This window comes from Candidatus Bathyarchaeia archaeon, assembly GCA_035935655.1.
Classification (GTDB): domain Archaea; phylum Thermoproteota; class Bathyarchaeia; order 40CM-2-53-6; family 40CM-2-53-6; genus 40CM-2-53-6.
Window position 1 is genome coordinate 107,720 of the sequence record DASYWW010000012.1, and the last position, 23,708, is coordinate 131,427.

General features: G+C 51.5%; 28 protein-coding genes. 13 read left to right on the plus strand and 15 right to left on the minus strand.

Annotation, left to right across the window (positions count from 1 at the left end; all coding sequences use genetic code 11):
* Positions 1 to 343 precede the first annotated feature (343 nt).
* From VGS11_01615 to VGS11_01635, 5 genes are all read left to right on the plus strand, one after another.
* A complete protein-coding gene (locus VGS11_01615) occupies positions 344 to 691 on the plus strand; it encodes a metalloregulator ArsR/SmtB family transcription factor (protein ID HEV2118795.1) in 348 nt (115 codons plus the stop codon).
* A gap of 4 nt (positions 692 to 695) precedes the next feature.
* A complete protein-coding gene (locus VGS11_01620) occupies positions 696 to 1,205 on the plus strand; it encodes an SRPBCC family protein (GenBank protein HEV2118796.1) in 510 nt (169 codons plus the stop codon).
* Positions 1,206 to 1,809: 604 nt separating this feature from the next.
* A complete protein-coding gene (locus tag VGS11_01625; protein ID HEV2118797.1) occupies positions 1,810 to 2,979 on the plus strand; it encodes an alanine--glyoxylate aminotransferase family protein in 1,170 nt (389 codons plus the stop codon).
* Between the two features lie 5 nt (positions 2,980 to 2,984).
* Positions 2,985 to 3,869 (plus strand): FKBP-type peptidyl-prolyl cis-trans isomerase, encoded by an 885-nt coding sequence (locus VGS11_01630; GenBank protein ID HEV2118798.1) that lies wholly within the window; start codon positions 2,985 to 2,987, stop codon positions 3,867 to 3,869.
* 171 nt (positions 3,870 to 4,040) lie between these two features.
* Positions 4,041 to 4,238, plus strand: coding sequence for a hypothetical protein (locus VGS11_01635; GenBank protein HEV2118799.1), 198 nt, complete (start codon positions 4,041 to 4,043; stop codon positions 4,236 to 4,238).
* 48 nt (positions 4,239 to 4,286) lie between these two features.
* Here VGS11_01635 and VGS11_01640 read toward each other — a convergent pair whose 3' ends face one another.
* Together VGS11_01640 and VGS11_01645 are read right to left on the minus strand one after the other, a co-directional pair.
* Positions 4,287 to 5,261: a hypothetical protein gene (locus tag VGS11_01640; GenBank protein ID HEV2118800.1), complete on the minus strand. Its 975-nt coding sequence runs from the start codon at positions 5,259 to 5,261 to the stop codon at positions 4,287 to 4,289.
* A gap of 82 nt (positions 5,262 to 5,343) precedes the next feature.
* The gene (locus tag VGS11_01645; GenBank protein ID HEV2118801.1) at positions 5,344 to 6,594 is read right to left on the minus strand and encodes a crosslink repair DNA glycosylase YcaQ family protein; all 1,251 of its coding nucleotides are present in this window, start codon (positions 6,592 to 6,594) and stop codon (positions 5,344 to 5,346) included.
* Between the two features lie 111 nt (positions 6,595 to 6,705).
* Between VGS11_01645 and VGS11_01650 the strand changes: the two genes are divergently transcribed.
* The 3 genes from VGS11_01650 (at position 6,706) to VGS11_01660 (ending at position 8,015) form a co-directional block, all read left to right on the plus strand.
* The gene (locus tag VGS11_01650) at positions 6,706 to 6,846 is read left to right on the plus strand and encodes a hypothetical protein (GenBank protein ID HEV2118802.1); all 141 of its coding nucleotides are present in this window, start codon (positions 6,706 to 6,708) and stop codon (positions 6,844 to 6,846) included.
* Between the two features lie 83 nt (positions 6,847 to 6,929).
* Positions 6,930 to 7,136, plus strand: a complete 207-nt coding sequence (locus tag VGS11_01655; protein HEV2118803.1) for a hypothetical protein — start codon at positions 6,930 to 6,932, stop codon at positions 7,134 to 7,136.
* 345 nt (positions 7,137 to 7,481) lie between these two features.
* Positions 7,482 to 8,015: a hypothetical protein gene (locus VGS11_01660; GenBank protein HEV2118804.1), complete on the plus strand. Its 534-nt coding sequence runs from the start codon at positions 7,482 to 7,484 to the stop codon at positions 8,013 to 8,015.
* Between the two features lie 11 nt (positions 8,016 to 8,026).
* Here VGS11_01660 and VGS11_01665 read toward each other — a convergent pair whose 3' ends face one another.
* From VGS11_01665 to VGS11_01700, 8 genes are all read right to left on the minus strand, one after another.
* On the minus strand, positions 8,027 to 9,547 hold the full coding sequence (locus VGS11_01665; protein ID HEV2118805.1) for a glutamate--tRNA ligase: 1,521 nt from the start codon (positions 9,545 to 9,547) through the stop codon (positions 8,027 to 8,029).
* 39 nt (positions 9,548 to 9,586) lie between these two features.
* The gene (locus tag VGS11_01670; protein HEV2118806.1) at positions 9,587 to 10,567 is read right to left on the minus strand and encodes a diphosphomevalonate decarboxylase; all 981 of its coding nucleotides are present in this window, start codon (positions 10,565 to 10,567) and stop codon (positions 9,587 to 9,589) included.
* The gene (locus tag VGS11_01675; GenBank protein ID HEV2118807.1) at positions 10,560 to 11,624 is read right to left on the minus strand and encodes an NAD(P)-dependent glycerol-1-phosphate dehydrogenase; all 1,065 of its coding nucleotides are present in this window, start codon (positions 11,622 to 11,624) and stop codon (positions 10,560 to 10,562) included. The genes VGS11_01670 and VGS11_01675 overlap by 8 nt, the downstream gene beginning before the upstream one ends.
* 5 nt (positions 11,625 to 11,629) lie before the next feature.
* Positions 11,630 to 13,459 (minus strand): DUF2070 family protein, encoded by a 1,830-nt coding sequence (locus VGS11_01680; GenBank protein HEV2118808.1) that lies wholly within the window; start codon positions 13,457 to 13,459, stop codon positions 11,630 to 11,632.
* 10 nt (positions 13,460 to 13,469) lie between these two features.
* Positions 13,470 to 14,210: a geranylgeranylglyceryl/heptaprenylglyceryl phosphate synthase gene (locus tag VGS11_01685; GenBank protein ID HEV2118809.1), complete on the minus strand. Its 741-nt coding sequence runs from the start codon at positions 14,208 to 14,210 to the stop codon at positions 13,470 to 13,472.
* Between the two features lie 12 nt (positions 14,211 to 14,222).
* The gene (locus VGS11_01690) at positions 14,223 to 15,386 is read right to left on the minus strand and encodes an NAD(P)/FAD-dependent oxidoreductase (protein HEV2118810.1); all 1,164 of its coding nucleotides are present in this window, start codon (positions 15,384 to 15,386) and stop codon (positions 14,223 to 14,225) included.
* A gap of 26 nt (positions 15,387 to 15,412) precedes the next feature.
* Positions 15,413 to 16,111 carry a hypothetical protein gene (locus VGS11_01695; protein HEV2118811.1) on the minus strand — a complete coding sequence of 233 codons (699 nt, stop codon included), beginning with the start codon at positions 16,109 to 16,111 and terminating at the stop codon, positions 15,413 to 15,415.
* A 109-nt stretch (positions 16,112 to 16,220) separates the two neighbouring features.
* Positions 16,221 to 16,460, minus strand: a complete 240-nt coding sequence (locus VGS11_01700) for a TRAM domain-containing protein (GenBank protein HEV2118812.1) — start codon at positions 16,458 to 16,460, stop codon at positions 16,221 to 16,223.
* A 227-nt stretch (positions 16,461 to 16,687) separates the two neighbouring features.
* Between VGS11_01700 and cofE the strand changes: the two genes are divergently transcribed.
* The 4 genes from cofE (at position 16,688) to VGS11_01720 (ending at position 20,360) form a co-directional block, all read left to right on the plus strand.
* Positions 16,688 to 17,461 carry a coenzyme F420-0:L-glutamate ligase gene (cofE, locus tag VGS11_01705; GenBank protein HEV2118813.1) on the plus strand — a complete coding sequence of 258 codons (774 nt, stop codon included), beginning with the start codon at positions 16,688 to 16,690 and terminating at the stop codon, positions 17,459 to 17,461.
* Entirely contained in the window at positions 17,458 to 18,189 is a 732-nt protein-coding gene (locus tag VGS11_01710) for a nucleotidyltransferase domain-containing protein (protein HEV2118814.1), read from the plus strand. The genes cofE and VGS11_01710 overlap by 4 nt, the downstream gene beginning before the upstream one ends.
* Positions 18,190 to 18,250: 61 nt before the next feature.
* Entirely contained in the window at positions 18,251 to 19,408 is a 1,158-nt protein-coding gene (locus VGS11_01715) for a site-2 protease family protein (GenBank protein HEV2118815.1), read from the plus strand.
* Between the two features lie 142 nt (positions 19,409 to 19,550).
* Complete coding sequence (locus VGS11_01720) at positions 19,551 to 20,360, plus strand: TIGR00269 family protein (GenBank protein ID HEV2118816.1); 810 nt, start codon at positions 19,551 to 19,553, stop codon at positions 20,358 to 20,360.
* On the opposite strand, the gene VGS11_01725 is transcribed toward VGS11_01720, so the two are convergent.
* Positions 20,357 to 20,941 carry an NUDIX domain-containing protein gene (locus VGS11_01725; GenBank protein ID HEV2118817.1) on the minus strand — a complete coding sequence of 195 codons (585 nt, stop codon included), beginning with the start codon at positions 20,939 to 20,941 and terminating at the stop codon, positions 20,357 to 20,359. The genes VGS11_01720 and VGS11_01725 overlap by 4 nt on opposite strands.
* A 73-nt stretch (positions 20,942 to 21,014) precedes the next feature.
* Positions 21,015 to 21,362 (minus strand): hypothetical protein, encoded by a 348-nt coding sequence (locus VGS11_01730; GenBank protein HEV2118818.1) that lies wholly within the window; start codon positions 21,360 to 21,362, stop codon positions 21,015 to 21,017.
* Between the two features lie 238 nt (positions 21,363 to 21,600).
* On the opposite strand from VGS11_01730, the gene VGS11_01735 reads away from it, so the two are divergent.
* Positions 21,601 to 21,726, plus strand: coding sequence for a hypothetical protein (locus VGS11_01735; GenBank protein HEV2118819.1), 126 nt, complete (start codon positions 21,601 to 21,603; stop codon positions 21,724 to 21,726).
* A gap of 126 nt (positions 21,727 to 21,852) precedes the next feature.
* Here VGS11_01735 and VGS11_01740 read toward each other — a convergent pair whose 3' ends face one another.
* The 3 genes from VGS11_01740 to VGS11_01750 form a co-directional block, all read right to left on the minus strand.
* Positions 21,853 to 22,482: a dihydrofolate reductase family protein gene (locus VGS11_01740; GenBank protein HEV2118820.1), complete on the minus strand. Its 630-nt coding sequence runs from the start codon at positions 22,480 to 22,482 to the stop codon at positions 21,853 to 21,855.
* 180 nt (positions 22,483 to 22,662) lie between these two features.
* Positions 22,663 to 23,115: a hypothetical protein gene (locus VGS11_01745; GenBank protein ID HEV2118821.1), complete on the minus strand. Its 453-nt coding sequence runs from the start codon at positions 23,113 to 23,115 to the stop codon at positions 22,663 to 22,665.
* A 235-nt stretch (positions 23,116 to 23,350) separates the two neighbouring features.
* On the minus strand, positions 23,351 to 23,611 hold the full coding sequence (locus VGS11_01750) for an RNA repair domain-containing protein (protein HEV2118822.1): 261 nt from the start codon (positions 23,609 to 23,611) through the stop codon (positions 23,351 to 23,353).
* Positions 23,612 to 23,708 lie beyond the last annotated feature (97 nt).

Here is a 23,708-nt window from a genome sequence, read left to right on the forward strand (position 1 = left end):
GCCAAGGACGCCGAAATTCACAGCCTGAATGCCCATGTTCGGCGCATTTATTGCTCCGAGCTCGCTGATCGTCTGAGTCAGAGGGTCATATCCGATCCGTCGATAACCAAGATTCGATCACGATAATTGCGAAGAGAATTGGCCCTACTACTCCTGCCATTCCGGACATCATAACTAGAAGTGATCGAAGACTAGGGTTCACGGTGATCGCAGAGGAAAAATCCAGATGCCATAAAACCTTCCTTATCGAAAATAGTTCTTGCTGGCTTCGACAACCTAGGGGTTCATCGTGCTTAAGCATTATCTTAATTAAGTGGCGCCTTTACCTCTGAGAAGGTCGGCTTTGCAAGAAATCGAGAGACAACAACTATTCAACGCCCTCGCCGACCCCACACGGCGCAACATCGTAGAGCTTCTCGCAACCCAAGGCCAGATGAATGCCACAGATATTTGCGAGAATTTCGACATTAGCCATCCAGCCATCTCCCAGCATCTGAAAATCCTACGCGAAGCAGACTTGGTACGCCTTCAAAAGGACGCCCAACGACATCTCTACAGCCTTAACATAGACGCCATTCACAAACTCGATGACTGGGTCAAACAGATGACTCGCTATTGGGATGAAACCTACGATAGGCTGGACCAGATTCTGGAGGCAGAGAAGAAAAAAACGCTCAGGAATAGGAGGTGATTGAATGACAAAGAATAGCACCAAAATAGTGGCAGAGCCCGGAAAGCAGGAAGTCATCATCACGCGAGAATTTGACGCACCAAGAGAGCTAGTGTTCAAGGCCCACGTGGACCCCAGGCTGTACGTTCAATGGCTTGGACCCCGAGAGGTAACGATGCGGCTGGACAAGTTTGAACCCAAGACTGGCGGAATGTGGCGATATGTCAGTAAGGACCCGAGCGGAACTGAATTTTGGTTCCGCGGCGTCAATCACGAAGTGACCGCTCCTGAGCGAATCATCAGCACGTTCGAGTACGAAGGGCTACCAGAGAAGGGACACGTAGTGCTGCAAACGACAAAGTTCGAGTCGCTACCAAGCGGAAGGAGCAGAATAACCGCGCAAGCGCTTTTCCAGTCGCTCGCAGACCGGGACGGAATGCTGCAGAGCGGAATGGAAAGAGGAGTCAACGACTCCATGGAACGTCTCGAGGAACTCTTGAAAACCCAGAAGCAACTAGCGTCACCATCGGCTTAATGAAGAAACCCCGCCCAACCTTGAGCCCGGAGAGGACAAACACCGAAAAATCCTCTCCCACTTTTCTCCTCGGCGCTCTTCACTTCTAACTTTTTCAGGTTACGAAAAGCCCGGGGCTTTGGAACGAGAGACAACGTCACGAAGCTGGTGAGAGAGGATGCCCATCTCTCCATTGATTCCTGAAAGCGGTGAGCTTTCGGCGGCGAATTACGACTAAAGCGATCGCAATTACGGAGAGCGCTAGAGCCAACTCTATTAGCAAAAGAACATTTCTCGACGAAGTGGCAATAAACGCCAGTATCGAAGTTACGAGGATCAAGCCCACGCTGATTACTCGATACGATTTGTCCCATCGCCAGTAGTACTGATGTATGGTCCGAAGATGGACGAGAAACTCTCCCTGAAGAACGTCCCCAGTACCCGACCCTCTCCTAGACTCAAAACGAGGGGCGTCTGTCGATATCCACTGGCCGCAAATCGGGCATTTCTTGGCTGCGGTCGAAGTCCCCACAGTTTAACCCCGGCAGTCCATCACAAGTCCGCCCGATAAGACTTAAAAGAATCACGGCTTCGTTTCGCGAAATACTACCAGTAGGGTTACTTCGTGAGTGAGACCCAGAAACTTCTGATGCTGCCGGGTCCCACCAACATCCCGCCTCGAGTGATGAGGGCGATGCTGGAGCCCCTTATCGGTCATAGGGGTCCAGAGTTCAAGGAACTCTTCAACAAGCTTCTGGTCAAGACCAAGAAAGTCTTCGAGACGAAGGGTGACATGTTCATTCTTACATCCTCTGGCACAGGCGCTACTGAGGCCGCTCTTCAGAACATTACAGATGACGGCGACAAGATAATTGTCAACGTAAACGGGTTTTTCAGCGAGAGACTTGGCGAGGCCATCAAGGCGTATGGGGGAAAGCCGATCGTCTTAGGCTCAGAGTGGGGCAAAGCTCCCCGAGTCGAAGACTTCGAGAAGATTGCGAAGGCGAACCCTGACGCCAAGGCGCTTGCAGTCGTCTACAATGAAACTTCTACCGGGGTGACTGTTCGGGCGCTAGAACAGCTTGGAGAGATGTGCGCCGACCACGGTATGCTCATGATAGTGGACGCGATATCAATTCTTGGCGGTGATAAGTTGCCGGTGGACGATTGGAATGTCGACATTTGTGTGACGGCGAGCCAGAAGTGTTTGATGACCCCGCCGGGGTTGGCGTTTATTTCAGTCAGCGATAAGGCGTGGTCGAAGATAAAGTCGAAGAAGATTAATCGGTCTTACTATCTCGATCTCTTGATGTACAAGAAATATCTTGAGGACGGGTACACTCCTTTCACTCCGGCCGTCACCCTTCTTTACGCCTTAAACGAGGCTTGCGACATGATACTCGAAGAAGGGCTACCCGCTCGCTACGAACGACACAAAATCTGCGCGGAAGCGGTCTACGATGGAATGGAAGCGATGGGACTTGGATTGTACGCGGAAAAGGAATCGCGATCCCATACAGTTGTAGGGGTGAACAGTCCTCCAGGAATGGATGAGGGAAAAGTGAGGGAACTCATAAGAACAAAGTATGGAATAGACTTCGGCGGAAGCCTCGGAAAAGCGAAAGGAAAAATGTTCAGAGTCGGAGTCATGGGCAACGTCGGATCCTCCGACATCATGACCACAGTTGCCGCTATAGGATCCGCAACGTCAGAGTTAGGTTTCAAGGCCAAGGTTGATGAAGGGTTAGAAGCAGCCAGAGAAACCCTATCAAGACTACCCGGAAAGGTGAACTGAGAAACATGGCAGTCAAACCAGGAGACTTCCTTCTAGTCAACTACACCCTGAAAGTCAAAGAGAGCGGGGAAACAGTCGACACAACCCTCGACTCCGTCGCGAAAGACGCTCACATCCACAGAGAAGATTCGACTTTCGGTCCAAAATTCATCATCCTCGGAGAAGGATGGCTGCCAAAAGGTTTGGAAGAGTCCCTTGTCGGGCTAGACCCTGGGACAAACAAGACAGTTGAGCTTACCCCTGAGAAGGGTTTCGGCAATCGCGATCCCCAAAAAATGCGGCTGGTTCCACTGCGACGGTTTCGAGACAAGGAATACCCGACTCCCGGTCAACAAGTCGAGTTCGATGGAAGACCCGCCGTAGTCCGGGCCGTTGGCGCTGGACGAGTCCAAGTAGATTACAATCACCCGCTTGCAGGCCGCACCTTGGTATATGACGTATCAATCGACAAGGTCCTGGAAAATGAGAACGAGAAGATACTCAATCTAATCGCTCTGAGAATCCCCGAGGTTCCGAAGGAAAAGTTCGCCTTGAAAAAGCATCAGAGCGACCTCACAATCGAAGTACCCGAGGAGGCCTTCTATCTCAGCGGTCTACAAGTAGCCAAGAAAGCTGTCACATCAGACCTGCAAAAATTCTTCCCTGACATCGATGCTGTCGCGTTCCAAGAAATCTTCAAGAGGTCCGAACCAAAACCAGAACTGCCCACCACTACTACAAAGAAACCAGCCGAGATAGCCTCAGAGACTGAGGAGGAAGCGGAAGCAACACTGGAGCCGGTCGCCAAGAGACCGAAATCTCCCGCAAAGAAGAAAGAAGCAGCGCCAAGGAAGGCTTCCACGAGTACTTCTCGCAAGCGCGCCAAGATGGGATCCGAAAACCAAAGATAAGAAAAATTAGATCGAGAATCTCACCAGTCGGTATCGACGACTAGGTTTGAGTTATCAAAAGACAGTTTGGCTATTCTGTAGGCCAAACCAATCAGTGAGAGACTCTTAGACCTCGACAGGGATAAACCTACCTCTTTCTGGTGGGCTGAGTAGAGCAAGGCAAGATTGGAAATGGCTAACAAATCTATCGTAGCCATAGCCATCGTGGGCGGAGTTCTGATAATTTGTGCATTGTTTCTCTTTGCCACTTTCTTCTCAGGTGGGGGTAACCAAGGTCAATACTGGAACTGGGGTTGGACGCTTCTAATTCCAGGTTCGGCATTGTGTATTCTCGCCGCTGTTCTCTATCGGTCGTATGGCGGCGACTGAGAACGCGTGTTTCGGTCGCCTCGGGTTACAACTGGACAAGAGGGTCGCTCAACAATCGGAAGTTGGCACTTCTTCAGTTTGTCTTGGTTGGTGGAAGGATTCTTCGTGGTGACCGACGAAGTAGTTGATCAGTGTCCGCAAGAATGAATCGAGTGATTGATAGTTTACGACGAACATGTTCAGATGGCTCAATCGGTGCAGTCCAGCTGGCTCTGGAAGATCGAAGTCTATCTGCAAGTAGCGGTTCAGTGGAAAGCTGTAGATTAGGTAGGGTACGACCTGAGACTTGGCATTCGCGGCCGCTTCTATCTTGGAATCCGTGGGATCAAATTCGACAAGGTGAAGGTTAGCCGCGGCCACGACTATCGGTATGTGCACGCTATTAGCGGCTAGGACTGAGTAGAGAGCATCTTCTTTGATGAGATCTTGATCATAACGGCGGCTTTCGGCGATTACTGATTTGACCGAGAACGCGGCCTCCCTGCGCGCGTCGTACACCGCGTCCCTTCCTTGTCGTCCGAATTCAATCGTTGTAGGATCAGTCGCGTCATCCCTCAATTCCCGTCCTATCGTGCAGACGGAAACATCTGGACCAGGCCACTTGGAAAACTGAATCTCGCCATAGTCAGAGACAACAAACGGTTTTGAACCTAATCGGCTTACCTGGTTGAATCGCACGACGCTCTTGGCCATCTCAGGGAGGAAAAACCAGTCTTCCGAGGATCGTTGCTTGGCCTGGGTATGAAGCACCAACTCATAATCCGTTTCTCGATGGTGACGTCTAGCCAGTACGTCTACCGAGCTCTCGTAAACGTAGGTCTGAGGCCCCAGTGCGTAGCCAAGTGTGATCGGATACTCCTCCTCGATATGGAACCCTGCGTGCTTGATCACTGATGCAGAGTATCTATGCAGGAAATAACCATGGGCCCCCACCACCTTGTTAACTAGATTCTTCTTCTCAGTTTGAGGTTGGCCAGCGGAACTTGTAACCTTGATTGTCTCGGTGCCGAAACCTTGGTTCAAGTCAAGCCATCTTGCTGCACGATGAATGAGAACTTAGACGTTGCCATAGATCCAATAGCCGAATGTCTTGCAACTTTTGACCCTAATGAAGAGACATCCTCCAAGCCTTCGGGACGCGAGCACTATAGACGACTTCCTTTGCCCCAAGAAATTCTGCCAAACGCTCTATTGTCCCCTTGATCATCGACGCGACCTCCTTATCGCTGGGTGACCCCGGCTCCGCGTGTACTGAATTGATGAGGAGTTTCTCCTTCTGTCTGTCCAGGCGAGGGTCGACTCTGCCGATCAGCTTGTCCCCCCAAAGAATGGGGAGCACGTAGTATCCGAATTTTCTTTTCTCTTCTGGGAAGAACATGTCGAGGGCGTATTTGAAATCGAATATTCTACTCGTCCAGCCTCTGACAGTGAGAAGATTGTCGAAAGGAGGCAACAACGACACGCGCGGTTGCCAGGCGTCGCTTTGCAACGATTCGAGTAACCCGATGTCCAGATCGTGAACATATCGCTCGTCGTTTCCGCCAAGACCTACGACATGAACCTGATGAATCATAGATTCCCCTTGTAGGTGTTCCAGCGTCTTCTTCAGATTCTCATAACGACCGCGCGGGAAATAGTAGTTGATTTCTCGAGGAGACGCTGTCCCGAGGGCCCGAATAGCCTTCTGCGCCGCTACGCGCTCGACCTCTTCTTCTTCCAGATCCTCCTTCTCCACCCACTCTGGGAGGAACATCTCGGATAGGGTCCATATGTTCCGGTTGGCTTGATGGCCCGTGATCATGACCTCTCCGCTCATTTCCATGTGGAAGAGCATCCGGGAGACCTCGCTTCCAGTAGACCAGCCGTCCACGCTTTTGGTTCGAACGTACTCTTTGAACTGGGTCTGCTGTAGAGGTCCGCTCTTGAGCTGGTTGAGTATTGACTCACGCAACTTCTTGTGCTCGGCAATGTATTTTCTCGTTCTCGGCTTCCGTTGTCCCCAGGACTTGCCGATTGATTCTGGGTATCGTTTCATCATCGAGTAGTAGAGTGGGTAGTCTTCGGTAAGCACAATCGAAGCGGCGAAGTTGACCCAGTGTAGGAACAGTCTCTTTTCGTCCCAGAGTAATCTTTCTAGGTCAGAGATAGGAAAATCGCCAACCCTATTCCAAAAGGACAAAACATGCGACGGCGCGACCACCGCTATCGGGTCCCACTGAACAAAGGTCAAATCGCGCACCACTGACAGAATATGTTCCCGCGTTGCCTTCGCGGGCAGCTTTCCCGCGAGATGCTGCTTCGTGACCGCGAGACGCCTTGCGACTTGTCCAGGAATCGATATGGTCGCCTTGCTCAACGGTCCGATGACCAGTCGTGGGTATCCTGGGTATGTGTTGATAATGTTTCTAGATTAGCGACATGGTTTTAGAGGTAATCTTAACCCGATGACGGATTGTCGAGAAACACTATGGAGCAGAATGAAGAGTACCTCGGTGGACTTTCAAGCCCTTACTTGAAGAAGGGAATTCTAACAGGCTACGGTATCTATGTGACCAACTTGAGATTGATCGGGGTGAAAAACAAAAGGCAGGAGTTGGCTGGCTCGTAGGCGCAGCCGCTGGAGGCGCCCAAGGTGCACGCGCTATCTCTGAAAAATTGTCTGTCGAGGAAAATACAAAGACGATTTCAGAATTGCTCGACAACAAAGACTTCGAAATCAGAAAGGATCAGATTGCAACGGTTGAAGTGACCAAGCCTCGTTTCGCCTTTGGACATCTCGAGATAAAAACGAAAACAGGTGACTCTACAAGTGTCAAGATTGGAGAGAAGTTCGTATACGAACAGGTCAGAGCTCTAATAGTAATTTTCTACCCTGAGGCGGTAAAGGGGGCTAAATGACTCTTCTCGTCTCAAAGTAGGTCGGAGACTTACAGCCGGTACAAACCGCTCGCACTTGGATGGCCGAGAGGGAGTCTCTAGTTACATGAGGATTGAATATGCAGCTCTCAAGCGAGAAATGGAACGAACCTGAATGCCAAGGTAATTGCCATACTAGTAGGCGTAATCGCAGTAGGGGCAATCGCATTCTTCTCAACCGGATCACCTAGCACCCAACAAACCCCTACCTCCTCTTGCACTACCGAAAGCTCGAGTCTTCTGGCCGGAAGCTTCACAGCAAGCCAGAGCACGCCATATACCTACACGGTCACTGTCCGCAACTTACAAACTCAGACAGTGAGGCTCGTGTCTTACACACTTGGGACACAGTCGCCTACAATCGACCTAACAATCGCGGCAGAACAAAACGGAACGTTCACAACAGTCCAAGATCCTTACTCCGAAACCTGGATTCCAGTAAGGACATCATGCGGAAACCAGATAATGACCACTAGTCTATACACAGAAAACATCGCCCCCACCTCTGTCGGATTCGAAGATTCCACGCACGTAGCCGTCGACCTTCAGAACAATGGCACCGGAACCGTCAAACTAACAGCTTACACGATCACGGACTCAAGCGGGAACGAATACTCCCTCGCAAACTGGAGCGGTCCGTCGATAGCACCGAACGGCGCTGCGACATCAACATTCAGCATCGCCTCGAGTTGTTCACAATGCATTCTCCATGGCGTCGGATTCACCTTCACAAGCGGACAACAGTACACAATACAAGTCATGACAGGACTCGGCAACATCTTCAAGTTCACAGTAACCCTAGGTTCGGGTCACCACTACTCAATTGTCATTCAAATTGGATTCGGGAGCACAGCTCACTAGGTCAGAACTAGCTACTTGTGCGCGAAGTAGACCGTCAGCGGCTCTTCTTTGGAGTCAATTCTTCCGAAGCCAAATCTGACCATCTGAATGATACTTCCTACAACCTCGCCAAGCAGGTTCGTCTCGCCAAACCCGGTGGTTCTTGTAGCGTCTGGCATAACGACCTCGGTCGGGATGTGCTGTTCGTCCGGAACCCATTGTATCAGAGGCGCCTTGATCTCTCGAGCCTTAGCATACTCCTGGCTGTGAAAAATCGCCTTGACCAGGTCTGGTTTTGTCGAATGTATCTCTACATTGAAGAGCTCCATAAGCCGTACGACCTTTGTCCTCCCGATCACCGGGAGATCCGATCCAGATAACCAGATGCGCGCAGTTCCCTGGTTAGGGACGACTTTCAACGTACGGTTTCCAAGATCGGGAAGTTCCGGGTGAAGAGGAAGATGAGCCTCGAACGCGTGTGGTAAGTGCTCCACGTCCATGGGAACAGGATTCGGAATGAAATTGTACCTGTGAGCCAGCTTGTCTATTTCCTTGCGATTAGTCGCGTTGATATTGTCCCAGCTCAATGTCGCATCTACCGGACTGGCGCCCATCTCATGGACGATCTTCTTTAGAGCCTCAGGAGAATATCCTCTTCTTCTTAGCGATGCGATGGTAGGGAGTCGAGGATCGTCGAAGCCCTCGACCAATCCTTCCTCCAGCTCTTTCACCATCTCTGACTTACTGAGCTTCACGTCTACCATCCTTAGCCGACCGTATTCGAGCGCTTCTGGGTATGACCAGCCCATGTGCTTGTAGAGGAACGTCTGTCGGACAGTGTTGGTCAAGTGCTCCTTTCCCCGAATAATATGGGTAACACCCATCAGATGATCGTCAACCGCGGCGGAGAAGTTGTAGAGCGGCCATACCCGATACTTCGACCCAAGTCTAGGATGAGGATATTTCTCAGGATCTATTATTCGGAAGGCCGGCCAATCTCGAACCGCGGGATTCGGGTGAGTCGTCTCCGTCTTCACGCGAACGACAGCTTCTCCTTCCTTCAGTGCTCCATTGAGCATTTTGTGCCAAAGTTCAAGATTTTCAGCCGGACTTCTCGATCTATGTGGACAGGCCCTGCCTGATTCGATTATGGCCTTGAACTGGTCCTGTTCGCACGTGCAGACAAACGCGACTCCTTGTCCAAGCGCTTTCTCTGCGTACTCGTAGTAGATTGGGACCCTGTCACTCATGATGTATTCCTCGTCATATTGGCAGCCCAGCCACTTCACGTCCTTCTCGATCTGCCCGTAATACTCGAGAACGGATTTCTTCAGCCGAGGGTCCGTGTCTTCGAAGCGAAGGATGAATTTGCCCTTGTACATTCTAGCATAATCATGGGAGAGAAACACAGCGCGGAGAGATCCAATGTGGAGCACGAAGTCAGGGTTTGGAGCGAAACGGGTCACGATCTTGGAGTACTTCTCTGCATTCGGAAGAGGAGCCAGAGTCTTGGCATCGGCCGGTCGAGCGGTCGATCCTTTGTGAGATGACATTCAGGTTTCTTGTTCTCGCGAACTCAGACTGATGTGTGGTTAGAAAAGGTGCTTGTCGATTATCTCCGCAGGCCCACCGGGGTCCGAGACCAAGAGATTGTCTGTGATCTTGCTGATGTTTCTTCGGACTGACTGGGCTGCGTCTCGTGTTGTATTGACAAAGACTGATGGGCCCGTATCGAGGGAGAACCAGACCGGAACGTCTTCTTCTGAACGGAGCCTTCGTACTTCTCTGATGATTTCGATCGAGAGTGGACTGAAAAGAACCAGTCCCCCCTTCCCCGTCATCGTAACTGCGTGCAAGTTGAGAGTATCCTCCTCGGCCAGCCGACCAATGGCTTCGGCGTCCTTTCGTGAGATAGCTCGTTTCATCCGTGGAAGAATGCTTCGAAGGTAAGCTAAGCGGGGTTTGAAGAAGGGAGACTTGACAACGTTGGCATGAGCTCTATCGGTCTTGATATCCGATTCTATCGGGACAATGATTGATCTCATTCTGATTGAACTGGCAGATGCAAGCACCTCCGCGTACGACCGACCGTTTCTGTTCGCGTACCAGATGGAGAATGCTCCGGCCAAGCTCCGTGACGCAGAGCCAGCGCCAAGCCTAACGACTTCGGACAGCTCGGGGGTCTTGATGTCGAACTCCAGCGCGCGGGCGGTTGCAAGCCCTAGTGCCGCGAAGCCGGACGCCGAGAAGCCCAGTCCCTTGCCCTGGACATCTGGATTCCTGGATTCGATTCTTGCCTTCAGATCATCTTGACGAGACAAGTGTCGAAGATGGTTGAGGACCGTCAATACTCTGTCCTGTTCCCTCCTAGAGGGCGACTTGCCATTAATCCTGATCCGATCTTCCCCGTAGTCTCGGTTGAACGACACTGTCGTAATCGTTGGAAGAGCTTTCATGCAGACGGATATGCTGTCGTGAAATGGCAGGCGCAGTTTCTCATTTCGGAGACCGTGGTATTTCACGAGCCCTTGAATCGCGTAGGCTCGAGCAGAAGCCTTCAATGCCTTATCCAATTACGCCTGTCATTCGAGCGACTTTCGCCGCCGCAGCTTCAGCAACTCCCGTCTCGCCTAGGATCGTGTATCTTTCGGGACGCAGACTGTGAGCCATGGTCAGTGCCTTTACCACTTGTTCGGGAGAGACGTTAAGCTCCTCAGCGGTTGAGGGCGCGCCTATCTCTTTCAGGAAAGTTCGGATTGCTTCCCAGTTGGACCCTTGAAGGTAAGCGCAAAGTATTGCGCCAACACCGGTTCTCTCTCCGTGTAAACTTGTGTCAGCGGCGACCAGGTCGAGGGCATGACTGAATAGGTGTTCTGACCCGCTGCAGGGTCGGGAGCTTCCTGCTATGCTCATTGCCACGCCGCAGCTTATGAGTGCCTCGACTACCGTTTTGACGCCTTCGATGTTTCGCTTGACTATGTCCTTCGGGTTCTTGGTGACGAGTTCAGCACTCATCAACGCGAGCTCAGCGGCATAGTCGCCGTAGTACTCGTTCTTCAGCTTGTGAGCGAGCTGCCAATCCTTGACAGCTGTGAACTTGGCAACGATGTCAGCACAGCCTGCCGCCAACAGATTGTACGGCGAATCAGCAATTACATCGATATCGGTGAGGATAGCGACCGGTGCTTGAGCCCTCACAGAGTAAGGCCTGGCGCCGCCCTTGATCGAGGCATACGGGCTTGCGATCCCATCGTGACTCGCAGCTGTCGGGACGCTCATGAAAGGAACCTTCGATTTCGCCGATGCGAGTTTTGCAAGATCGATATCCTTCCCTCCACCCACGCCGAGCGCTAGCGAGGCCTTAGCTTTCTTGATCGATTCTACAACATGGTTTGCGATTTGTTCTGTTGATTCTTTGACGATGATATGGTCGACCTTCATTCCTGCTTTAGCGACAGATTTCGCAACGGGCTCGCCTGCGAGAGGATAGGTTACGGGACCTGAAACTACGAGTGCTGTGCCGCTGAAACCGAGTCGGGTGCAAACCTCTCCAACTCGGCCGAGAACATTCTTGCCCACGATGACCTCTCGTGGAAGCTGCATGTAATGAAGGGACTCATCGACTTCCATTGTGCTCACGGGAAGAATAGAATAATCAGAGCTGCAACAAAGGTCAATGCTTCAAGCCTGAAGAACTGACGCCCAATTTGTCTTGCAATACGGCCGATGAAGCCTGTGATGGTCTGGAACGTTTCCGACCCGAGCACTCTCACTTCGATAGAGAAGTTGGAGAAGCCTGCTGTCGACTCGTCCATCGCCTCGATCGCACGCTGAACCGTTTCTCTCACCTTTTGAGTAAACAGCCCAATGTCTACATGAGCACCGACAGGGTAGTATCCGAGAGAAGATCTTACGAGCCCAGTCACGAGATGCGTGTCAGTAGTCATTACCTCACCGTCGGATACTCCAACCGTTTCGAGATCTTCCAGGATCCTTTCCCTAACCCCAGTTTGCATGTTATTCCCGTCGATGGTTAGATAAGCGACAATCTGGTTCCCATTCCGCACGACGATGGAGGAGAGCCCGCCGGGACCAATCCCATCTTCAAGACCAAACTCTGCTAGAGGGTCTGATGCGGACCCCGTTTTGAAAGGTGATCTTCGGGCGAGAGCTAGCTGGTCCAGCACTTTGACTGACGCCTCAATGAGCTTTCTCGCCTGTTCTGGGGTTATTGAGGTTTGATTTGTAAGACTGTTGTGCGCGTCCGCGATAATAGCCGTCAAACCACGCGCCTGGGCTTCCCGCTCAATCTCGACCGCGACCTCGGACGGCAGGTCCTCCATGTCGACAGGCGCGAGTGTCAACGTTAGAAAGGCGACATCTCCAAAGACTTGACCGGATGCCTTAGCTTCGTCTACATTGAATCTGACCATAGCGGTGGAGTCGAGGAATGGAGTTGCACCAGGATACGCCTCGATCGCTTTCTCTGCGACCCGCTGCACATCTGCTTGGGATACGATGTTCAACTGATGATTTGAGACCCCATGTGGCACCTGGGCGATTCCCCCCTTGGATCCTTCAATAGACGCCTTTAGCCGAGAGGGGAGTCCTCCACTACCCATGTCACGATAAGGTCCCGGATGAAAATTAGACACCACAACACAACCAACATTCCCTTTCGGGCCTGAGAAGCCGAGAATCGATCCCTCGATCGTTCCTTGTGTCCCTAACGCTCCAAGTCGCATTTCCAGAGGCTCAGGGTCCGAGTTTAACCAGTGTTGGAGGAATGCTCGGAAGAGCGTCATTGGAGAATCCCGAACTTCCGGTGTGCCGGAGCGCTCAACATTTCGTATGATCCTTGACACTCCGCCGGCTGAAAGAATCATACCCACCGCAAAGGCAGTAACTCCACGAATGACCAGGCCAGGAGCATTTGAAAGACCAATGCTCGATCCAAAGAAGGAAATGGAACCGACCGCGAGGATCGGTGGAAGAGCGGAGGCCAAGATTTTCCTCCAAGACTGCAACGACGAGATCGAGGCTACTGTAAGAAACCGTATGGGTAAAGAGAATGCTAACACTATGAAGAATCCGTAAGCCCAGAGCGTCGGGTTAGAAACGAACATTCCGAAAATCGCAAAGAACGGCAGAGCCACTACGAGCAGGAACCAGGATAGAACTTCCATTCCCATGAGCCTCCGAAAGTTCAGAACCTTGTCTCCGCGAAGAATCGCTCCTGAGTTCAACGCCTCCCCGAGAAGACTCGGGCTCACGACCCCACTCAATGGAAAGAGCAATGTCGCTTGGAGACTTGTTCCCCCCAAGGGAAGGGCAAGAACCGATGCGAGAATTGCAATGGTTAGCAAGACGGAAATGACCTGCAGCGTTGATGGAAAACCTACCCTTCGAATGAAATTGAATGCTCCAACCGTACCACCTACGCTAGTGGTAGTCTTTTGGGTCACGAGGGACTCACTAGGCGCGTCTCATGGCGGACACAATATTCTTGACCGGGCCAGGTCCCTGTTGCTCCAGGAGGGTTCCCGTGACTATTGCTGAGGCTCCCGCCCTTGCTAACGCACGAGCTTGGTCTGGGGTTCGGATACCTCCTCCAACTATTACCGGGATATTCAGGTCGGAGGAGACCTTACGGACCATATTCGCCTCCACCGGGTGTTCTGCTCCGCTCCCTGCTTCGAGATAGACAAAACGCATCCCGAGGTACTGGGCAGCCAGAGCATAGGCAGCTGCCAATTCCGGCCTAGAATACGGGATTCTGTCAGCTCTTCCAACGGCGCTCACGGCGGTCGTTGAATCTCCCACCACCAAGTATCCCAAAGGAATCGGTTCAAGCTTGAACCGCTTGACCGAGGGAGCACCTTTCGTTTGAGCTCGAATAAGGTATCGAGGCGTAGCAGAATTGAGCAAAGACATGAAGAATATCGCATCAGCAAAGCGACTCACCCCAGAAGGACCGTTCGGAAAAAGAATGACCGGTAGATCCGTTAGCTCCTTGATCTTTTTCACAGTCTCGTCGAGTTGATCAACGGATCTGACGGTGGATCCTCCGACCATTATCGCTGCGGTTCCCCAGGCCTGAAGATCTTCCAATGACTTTGAAAGACGTCCCGTGAACTTTTCCGGATCGATGAGCGATAGGTGAATGCAGCCCTGTTCTTTGATCGCAGAGAGTAGAGAGGACTCTACTGGCCCCAGTTGTCCCGTCTCCTACCCGGTCAGTAGTTGATACGCAACTTTCATTGCAAGAAGCGGGTGACGCGCCATCAATCCTACTGCTTTCGTAGGGCTGAAACCGTTCGCCATCTCAACCAGATCTTGTCCTTCCAATAGTCCCGTTATGATATTTAGTTCATTATCTGAGAATCTCTCGAATGAGTCGAGCGCCTTGAGGCTGTTGGAGATGCGTTCGCCCCACAGTTTGTCGAATCTTTCCCTGTAGCGTTGCAGATATTGTGCTGACACGTTTCCCTTAAGAGCAGAAGTCGCTGCCTCTTCGCCCGCAATCTTTCCAGCTACCAGACCAGTGTGGATGCCCGCTCCCGTCAGGGGTATGACTTGGCTTGCAGCGTCGCCGCAGAGCATCATGTTGTCGCCGACGTAACTCTCGACTTCTCCTCCGACTGGGACAGGGGCGGCAAGGGTCCGCTCAATCTTGGCAGACGCAAAGGCTCGCGGGTGTTTCTCGATGAACTTGTCCAGAAGCAATTTCGCTCCAGCTCCCTTCACGCCGATTCCGACATTTGCCTCGCCATGTCCCTTTGGAAACACCCAGATGTACCCAGCCGGCGCCTTCTCATGCCCAACGTAAATCTCGAGCTTTGACTCGTCCTTCACCACACAGTCAATCATCGAGTATTGAAGAGCGGTAATTGCCTGGTAGTTCCTTCTCGGGAAAAACCGTCTTGCAAGAATCGACCCAGTACCGTCGCATCCTATCACAATCTTCGCTCTGACCGAGTCGGACTGACCGTCTTTCTTGGTCTGAATCTCGACCATGCCGTCCTTTCGCTCGACATTCTCCACTGTCGTCTCGAATCTGGCTTCAGCGCCCGTTTTCTCGGCCCGGTCCGCAAGGACCCCAAGAAAAGCAGGCTTGTCGAGAATGTAGCCTTCCCCTCCCACATTGACTTTCTTTTCCTCGTCGGGGGCATACAGGACCGCGCCGGATATGTAGTTGGAAACAAACTCGCTCGAAGGCTTCAGTTCTGCGTCGACAAGAGCATCGGCGAGCACTCCTTCGGCGCAGACTTTCTTGCCGGGAGAACCTTCTCGCTCAATGAATACTGTTCGCGCGTGAGACTCAGCTGCTTTCCACGCGGCCATCACTCCTGCAGGACCGGCTCCGATAATGGCTACATCATAGGTTTCCAAAGGCCAAATTTTCCTAGAACAATGAGTCAGGTCTTGTCTATGGTTGGGTCTATCGGCTGCTGGGCAGCAAGGCCAGCCTCGATTTCTATACGTTTCCTTGATGGACTAGCCAAAGGCGTCTTCACATCCATCTCGACATGCTTCGCCGTCTGATTTCGCCTTTCCGTCTCCACATCCACCCGGTGAAGGAACCACAGCGAGTACATAGACAGCCCGAAAGCCGTCGTGACGATCTTTGTCGCGAAAACCAGGTTGAGTGGACTCTTGAGGTCGAAAATGCTTGCCAACTGGTCAGGATTGCAGGGGCGCGATGGGCAAATAGTGAGCACTTCCAGAGCGAGCCAGACCATGAAGTTGTAGAAAATCTCGTAGAATGAGGCGAACGCAACTAGCGCGGTTACGAGGAACAGCATGTTTCGGGCCCTCGCGGAAAGCTTGAGAAAATGTTCCTTGTTCGATTCGAGGCCTGCAGCCCAATATACGAAACTGAAGTAGGCAAACCAAGTTATCGGTTTGGCATATAATGGAAAAATCGCGGGGTCGGGCCACTCAGCACTGACGAACTGTATCCCAATTACGGGATTCGTTGTGGCCTGCAGCCCGTAGTAGACGATGAAAGCCATAGCGGTAAGGCCGGATGACCATGATATGATCGACCAGGGTCGTCTTTCGATGAAGGATCGAATCTCAGCAAGACTAAGGCCGCTGGGCTTCCCTTCGGTCATAGGAAACTGGTTCCCAATGGAGAGACTGGAGCCTTATGGCTTTCGTAGATTCAAGAAATGGGGGATTTGGGAGAAAGCGTGTCTCTCCCCTAATCCTATTTGGGCGTCCTTATTGGACGACTTCGCCTGAAGCAAAGCGGTTCGAAACCCGTGTGATCTTTATCTTGATGTGATCTCCGGGTTTGGTGTTTGGTACGAAGACAACAAGACCTTCGACGCGTGCGATTCCTTCACCGCGGCGACTGATCTCCTTGATGTCGACATCGTATTCTTTGCCTTCTTCAACCGGTTTAGGTCCGAATCTGTTCGCACCGCCACCACCGCCATAGCCTCTCCTCTCATAACCCATAGCATCTTCCACCTCCGTTCATCGTTTCTTCCGTTCGTTCGGTTGCTACGGGAGAAAGCAGCAGTCGTCGTTTCGTAACGGCCGCCGGACGATCTCCGGCCAGTCAACCTGACAACAAGAAAAGCGGACACTTGAGAATATAAACATGCTTTCGTTGATGGGCGAGAGGAAACGTAATTCCCTCCTAAAACCTAGTTTGAAAAGCACCTTTCACAATCCGGCTCGCCATGCCTGGAGCCGTTCAGATACTTCCTGTAAGCGGCCTTCCTCTAATCAAACCGGGAGACGACTTGCCACAGATGATAGTTGAAACCATCCGCAAGCTCGGATGGGGAATACGGGAAAAAGACGTACTTGTCATAGGTCAGAAGGCCGTTTCCAAGGCCGAGGGCAGACTTGTCAACCTTGGAGATGTCCGCCCGTCGAAGACAGCCTCGGCCATTGCTCGGAAAACAGGACGAAAACCCGAGTTTGTCCAGATAGTTCTCAATGACTCCAAGCGAGTTGTTAGAGCTGACAAAATGGCTCTGATAGTGACAACAAAACACGGTTGGACCTGCCTGAACGCTGGTGTTGACAAATCGAACGTGAAAGGCGACCAGAACTACGCTCTACTCCCAACAAACCCGGACGCTTCTGCGAGAAAAATCAGAAACAGAATAAGACGACTTACAGGCAAAGATGTTGGCGTAATAATAACCGATACCCACAGTCGACCATTCAGACTGGGACAGGTCGAGGAAACGATTGGAATTGCGGGCCTCAAGCCTCACGCAGACTATAGAGGTCAGAGAGATCTGTTCGGGTATCAGCTAAAATTCAAGAATGTAGCCCTTGCAGACGAAGTGGCCGGCGCAGCTGAACTTGTCATGGGTCAGGGAAGAGAGGCTATTCCGGCAGCCATTGTTCGGGGATTGAAGAGAGTCCGATTCCAAGACCGGGCAAAGAGTTCTGATCTGACCGGACCCGCTGGAGAAGATCTGTTCAAGGGAACATTGTGAAAAGACGAGGCTCAAGTGCAAAACCGAGCAGAACATCCGAGAGGATCCTAGTCACCTATCCAGCGTCTCAATGGACTATGCTAGAGTCCCTCAGAGACCGCGCCGTCAAGGTCATCAACGCTCTCACCGGATGGAGCCAAACTGCTCTGACTCACGGAAGCGTCGCCAGGGGAGACGTGGATGATAAGAGCGATGTGGACGTATTGATTCCATCCAGTGTCAACACACAACTCGTAGAGGCCACCCTAGAAAACGCTGGCTTTACGATATTCTCGAGGGAGATCGCACAGGCAACCCCATCTCACTCCCCTAAGGCGCATATCCAATTAGACGTTGAACAGACGACCTCGGTCACTGTTCCGTTGACACCGTTTCGTTCACTAGAGCTGGAGTTCTACGCGTTCGGAGGAAAGGTCACATTCCCCGAGCTGAAGAACAGCATTAGGAGCCCAGGTTGCACCAAGAAGCTGATCCTTATCGAACCGACAACCGAAGGACATTTCGAGTCTCCGATTGTTGGTAGAGAAAACGAGGTCGCGAGACTATTGGGAGTCAGTGTTGCAATCGTCATGGAGCGAGTAAGAGTTTTGATGCGTAGGGATACGATCGGACGAACAGGAATGTACCTTAGGATTCCCGTCCGGGATGGAGAATCCTTCGATGAGGTCCTTCAGACGCGCGTGGACTCGGATCCCGCTTTGCGAAGAACGCTTAGAGATAGAAGCTGAAAAGGTAATATGAAACCCGTTTGAGTCGAGCCTAATTCCCGGACACTGAGACGAGAGCTTCTTGAGTCTACTTGACCCGTACATTCCGTTGCTGTTCTACCTCGCCGTTTGGGTCGTCATTTACGCTCTGGCAGTGCTCTTGAAAGCCGACAAACACGGGATCATAGCCAAGCCCTACTATCTCATGTTGAAAACGGTAGCTTTCAACAGCTGGCTCGAGAGGATAGGGAGCCGATTTCGGAGGGGGTGGCTGGCATTCTTCGACATTGGCGCAGCCATGGGCGTCGGTCTCCTCGTATTCGTCGTCTACAGTTTCGTCAACAATGCTGTAGGATTGTTCAGACACAGCTCGAGCGCTGGACCTACTCTTCTAATAATTCCACTCCCTGGCCTAACCATCGGCTGGGATATTTTTCCATACATCCTGCTCGCGATAGCAGTGCTTCTGATTCCGCACGAAATGGCGCACGGAATAGCCAGTGTGCTTGACAAAGTTCCCATAAAATCCTCAGGCGTCTTCATGGCCATCTTCCTGCCAGGCGGGTTCGTCGAAATCGACGAAGAGAATCTCGCCAAACGAAAAGCCAGAACGAAGCTGAGGGTCTTTGCGGCCGGATCATTCACGAACGTTGCCACTTGGGCACTTGTATTGCTGCTATTGGTCGCTCTGTATCAACCCGCACCAACAGGTGTCCTCGTTTCCGGCTTTACAAGTGGAAGCCCAGCACAGACACAAGGGGTGCCCCAGTGGTCAGTTATCACTCAGGTAAACAATAGTGCAACGCCTGATGTTCAACACTTGGGTATGTTCCTCGCTAGGCTTACGCCAGGTGCGAATGTTACCGTTCATCTAAACAACCCCGATCGAACATTTAGTGTGACGACGGGAAAATCGGACACAAACTCCAGTAGAGCGATACTTGGGATCATGACTGCGAACTTTATCCCACTAAGGTACCAGTTTCTACCCATCCAATCATCTTATCAGCTTCTTACGGCGTTCGGCTGGTTGCAACTGATCCTGCTCGGAGTTGCCCTCGTCAACATGCTGCCTCTCTTTCCGTTTGACGGTGACCGTTACCTGGACACTCTCTTGGGGGTTCTAGGTTTGAAGAACACCAAGAACGTGCGCACAGTCGCTAGCGTTATCTCCCTCGCTCTGTTGAGCTCCAACATAATTCTCTCCTACATCCTGTTCGGTACGATATTTCCGAGATAGACCGATGGATCTAAGAACCTGCACATCATGTAGGCGCAACCCAGCATATTTTCGAAGGGAGTACGAAGGGACGATTCTATGTAAGAGCTGCTTTAGAGAGTCACTGGAAAGAAAGGTTCGTCGAAGTATCAGTCACTGGGGCATGTTCAGTCCCGATGATCATGTTGCGGTGGCAGTATCCGGGGGAAAGGACAGCTTAACCCTCCTCATGATACTTCACAAGCTCGCGAAGCGTTTCCCACGAACCCGTATCACTGCGCTTACTGTGGATGAGGGCATAGCGGGTTACAGGGAAGAGGCTGTTGACCTTGCGACCAAGTACTGCAAGGATCTGGGGGTCGAACATGAGATCGTTTCGTTTGAAGAGCTGTTCGGATACGGCTTGGACGACTTTCTAAAGAAGAAGGAGGAGAGGATGACCGCTTGTTCCTATTGCGGCGTTTTTCGGAGAAAGGCCATTAATCTAGCCGCAAAGAAAATAGGAGCGAACAAAATTGCGACCGGCCACAATCTTGATGATATTGTGCAGACTTACTTGTTGAACTTGTTCCAGGGCGATGCTGAGCGTTTCGTTAGGTTCAGTCCTGTTCTCAAGGATCCGCGCGGATTCTTCCTAACCCGCGTTAAACCGTTGTGTGATATTCCGGAGAGGGAGGTTGTGATGTATGGATATGCTGAGGACCTTCAGTTTCAAACCGCTTCCTGTCCCTACATGACCGAGGCTTTGAGGAATGAACTTCGGAGTGTTCTTAACAAACTGGAACTCGCTCATCCTGGGGTAACTTTCGCCGCTTATCGGGCAATGCTCCGGCTTCGAACCCTCGCTGAACCAAACCTTGCGCCTTCACAGCTACAACCTTGCAAGTCTTGTGGAGAGCCTACGCCTTTCGAGATTTGCGAGGCGTGCAAGATGCAGGGCATAAGCTCAGTCATTCCCGAAATTCGAGCCTAGAGTGAGATTCCTAGAATTGGAAGAAGCTCGGTCAAGACTCGGTAGGTAAAACCCCAGACGATCTTTCCTTCGACGACAAAGGCTTCTACATTCCAAGGTCCGTTTCTGATGGTTATTTCGCTCATTTTCTTCTTGGAAGGTAGCTCTCTTAGGTTCGCCCAAAAGGAGCCGGCGATTTCCTGGCCGAGATTAACCCTAGGTTTGACTCTCATACCGTAGACCCAAGGTTGAACACTCAGTTCCATACGTCGCATCGGATGACCCACGGAGAGTCTGCCGAGCTCTTCGCCGAGTTCTTCTGGGTTGATCCCGACCTCTTCTTCGACCTCTCGAAGAATGGCCGCACGAGGCGTTTCGATGCTTTGTTTGACTCGACCGCCCGGAAGTCCAATCTGTCCCGACCATGGGTCGCCTTCCCGTTCCGCCCTCTGTACTAATAGTGTCTGTAGCCCTCTTTCAGGCTCCTCCCAGAGAAGAATTGCAACGACCGCCTGTACATGGTCGCTGTTACTCGATTGAGGAATTGACCCTAGTTGGTTCTTGAGATTGAGGAAGGTTGAGCTCAGTTCTAGCTTGGGCAAGAGCCTAACACGCTATCGCTACTTCATTCACTTGAGATAACACGAGCCCAACATGGGTTGTTTTCCGCGGAGGCTAGAAGGCGATCGGTCGTTCTTCTCGCGGTTTGCCACCGGCCTCTTCAGCGATGATCTGGTATTTTGCCTTGACGAGTTCCATGAAAGGGCCCAGATCCTTTGAGGATTGAAAGGCGAAGCCCGCCCAGGTTCGTTTTCTGATTTCGTCTCGCAAGCGCCAATCGATCGACTGGTTCTCCGTGAGACGGACCCTCGACTTGAAGTCTGTATGGAATGTTGCGTTCATCTCTCCTCCTCTTAGGTGGAGATGGAATAGCTGACGGCCCTCGTAGAAGAATGCTGGAACGGATTCGTTGCTTTGTTTCTCGTATAGAACTTTCATCGACACCCCTTTCAGTTGGCGCATGCGTGTTCGAAGTGCCTGAAATAGAGACCATGTCTGTGGATAGACGCGATCCGCTATCGTGGAAAGATCGAGAGTTTCCTTCCGAGGCAAGCTTGGAAATGCTTGTTCTTCTTATTCTACTAAAAAAGGTTAGACGGAGAATGAAAGTCTGCAGAATCAATGGCTGGGACTGAGACTCGCAGACGATAGTTCTGATTCCCAGCTCCGGTCAGGCTTCTCCTCTCGCCAGGAACTCTCTATGCCTCTTCTTCCGTTTCGCGATCCTGCGTTTCAAGTAGAGAGTATAGCCTCCAACGATAAGGCAGACATCACCCAGTACAAAGGCCAAATCACTCAGAAGGATCATGGCGCGTCGATGGAATGATCCTAGATCATGAGAGCTCTGTAACAGTGGATACCTAATCCGAGTGACTGTTTCAAGCTGACCCGGAACGTCTCGTGGAAACCTAGATTCGTGAATTACCTGCTAAGATCCGGGAAGTGCGAGTGCTCATGTTTTCGAGGGCTTAAGTTCTCTTGTCTGATTATCTAGGTCGAAAGATCCTGTTTTGATCTCTCCGTCTCGTCGGTATGTGGCTACGATAATCCCTGTTGTCGAGGTCTTGCTCTCAAGAAGCTTGAAGGAGGCCGGTATCGCGCTATTGCCAAAGAGTCGCTTTCCATGTCCTATGGTGACGGGGAATATTTTCAGACGGAACTCGTCGACGAGGTCGTGCTTGAGTAGGGTATGGATGAGATCAGAACTACCGTGAACTTGCAGTTCAGGGCCATCCTGTTTCTTGAGTTTCTTGATCTCTTCGGGGATCTTACCCTTGACGAGGGTGGAGTTGTTCCATTCAAGTTTCTTGAGCGTTGTGGAGACGACGTATTTTCTGGCTTTGTTTAGCTTGTCCGCGAACAGATCGTTTTTTGCCTTTGGCCAGTAGGCCGCGAATATCTTGTAGGTCTTTCGGCCCAGCAGGAGATCGTATGGGTTTCCCATCTGCTGGGTCATTACCTTTTCCATGACTCCATCCCAGTAGCCGGCAGACCATCCTCCATGTCTGAAATTGCCGCTCGTATCCTCGTCGGGTCCGCCTGGGGCCTGCATGACCCCATCAAGAGTCACAAATGATAACACAACTATTTTTCTGATAGTTTATCCCTCAAATCTTCTCGTTAAGGGTTCTTAACCGCCTCATCATCAATTTTCTTCATTCCGTAAATAGCTTTCATCTCAGGTTGTGAGATGGTCTGGTCAGGGAAACGTGGCCAAGTAACCCTTCACAACCGGGTGAACATGGGCCTGGAAAAATGCTCCTCAACCAGTTATTGTGAACGTAAATATGTTGTTCCGTGTGGTCGTTAGAGCTATCGTGTAAGTATTCCCGGATTGGAACGTGAACGCATTTCCATCTATTATGATGTTGATTTGCACGACTTGGTTCGTATTGATAGTTGGTCCCGCCCAGTTCGTCTTTGCGTATTGATTAACACCTGTATCTCGTACACTGTACGAGTCGAACCCTACACTTGCTGCCCCAGAGTTCCGGATGTTCAAGGTCAGATTCGTGGGCGAGTTGACCTGTGAGGTCTCAACATTCAATGCTTCTAGCCCTGGGCAAGGAGTAACAACGCACCCGGGTGCATTATAGTGATAGCATCCCCCGCACAAGGGTGACGGACTACCTGTCGTCTCCCAGTAGATCGTTCCTCCTAGAATCAGCCCTGCAAGAATAACGACAATGGATACGTTCCGAGTCCTATGATACAATTAGGCTTCTTGGAAATGATGGGGCAGCCTGGGACAATAGCCGAATTGAACCGACGCGCAATAGACGAGGTTACTTTTTCGCAACTATTTTTTCTCGTAACTTTTCTCTTCTGCTAACTATTTTTTTCTGCTAACCAAATCATGACCCCCCCAGGAGGGGCGACCGAGCCTCACGGCGCATGAATGGACCGTCCGGACAGGACCCCAAGACTAGGCTTACTTGAGCGACACGCGCTCAACCGGCCTCTGGTTGTCTCTTCCTCCACAACAACGTCTTCTTCGCGTCCAGCACATACAAGACCCTGTGAAACGGGATCTGAGTCTCCCCATCTTGCAACAGGAACGAACCCTTTCCCAGCCTGGCAATCTCCGAGACCTTGATGACCATCTGATCATCCACCGCTCCACGGTGAACATACGCTAGCTCGAACCCTGAAGGATCACTTCCACCCCGCATGACCCTTGAAAGTATCGCCTTCAAAGGATGTTCCCGCATGAGTAGACAAGCGAATCGGTTGGAAGATGGGTTTTTCGCTCATCTCGACAACAAGGCTAAATCGTCCCTATAGCGCGAGACCCATGCTTTCGAAAGA

Coding starts and splice junctions, on each gene's coding strand:
- VGS11_01620 (HEV2118796.1), top strand. CDS start 696: ATGACAAAGAATAGCACCAAAATAGTGGCAGAGCCCGGAAAGCAGGAA.
- VGS11_01630 (HEV2118798.1), top strand. CDS start 2,985: ATGGCAGTCAAACCAGGAGACTTCCTTCTAGTCAACTACACCCTGAAA.
- VGS11_01635 (HEV2118799.1), top strand. CDS start 4,041: ATGGCTAACAAATCTATCGTAGCCATAGCCATCGTGGGCGGAGTTCTG.
- VGS11_01650 (HEV2118802.1), top strand. CDS start 6,706: ATGGAGCAGAATGAAGAGTACCTCGGTGGACTTTCAAGCCCTTACTTG.
- VGS11_01665 (HEV2118805.1), bottom strand. CDS start 9,547: ATGTCATCTCACAAAGGATCGACCGCTCGACCGGCCGATGCCAAGACT.
- VGS11_01675 (HEV2118807.1), bottom strand. CDS start 11,624: ATGGAAGTCGATGAGTCCCTTCATTACATGCAGCTTCCACGAGAGGTC.
- VGS11_01695 (HEV2118811.1), bottom strand. CDS start 16,111: ATGACCGAAGGGAAGCCCAGCGGCCTTAGTCTTGCTGAGATTCGATCC.
- VGS11_01700 (HEV2118812.1), bottom strand. CDS start 16,460: ATGGGTTATGAGAGGAGAGGCTATGGCGGTGGTGGCGGTGCGAACAGA.
- cofE (HEV2118813.1), top strand. CDS start 16,688: ATGCCTGGAGCCGTTCAGATACTTCCTGTAAGCGGCCTTCCTCTAATC.
- VGS11_01720 (HEV2118816.1), top strand. CDS start 19,551: ATGTTCAGTCCCGATGATCATGTTGCGGTGGCAGTATCCGGGGGAAAG.
- VGS11_01730 (HEV2118818.1), bottom strand. CDS start 21,362: ATGCGCCAACTGAAAGGGGTGTCGATGAAAGTTCTATACGAGAAACAA.
- VGS11_01735 (HEV2118819.1), top strand. CDS start 21,601: ATGCCTCTTCTTCCGTTTCGCGATCCTGCGTTTCAAGTAGAGAGTATA.
- VGS11_01750 (HEV2118822.1), bottom strand. CDS start 23,611: ATGCGGGAACATCCTTTGAAGGCGATACTTTCAAGGGTCATGCGGGGT.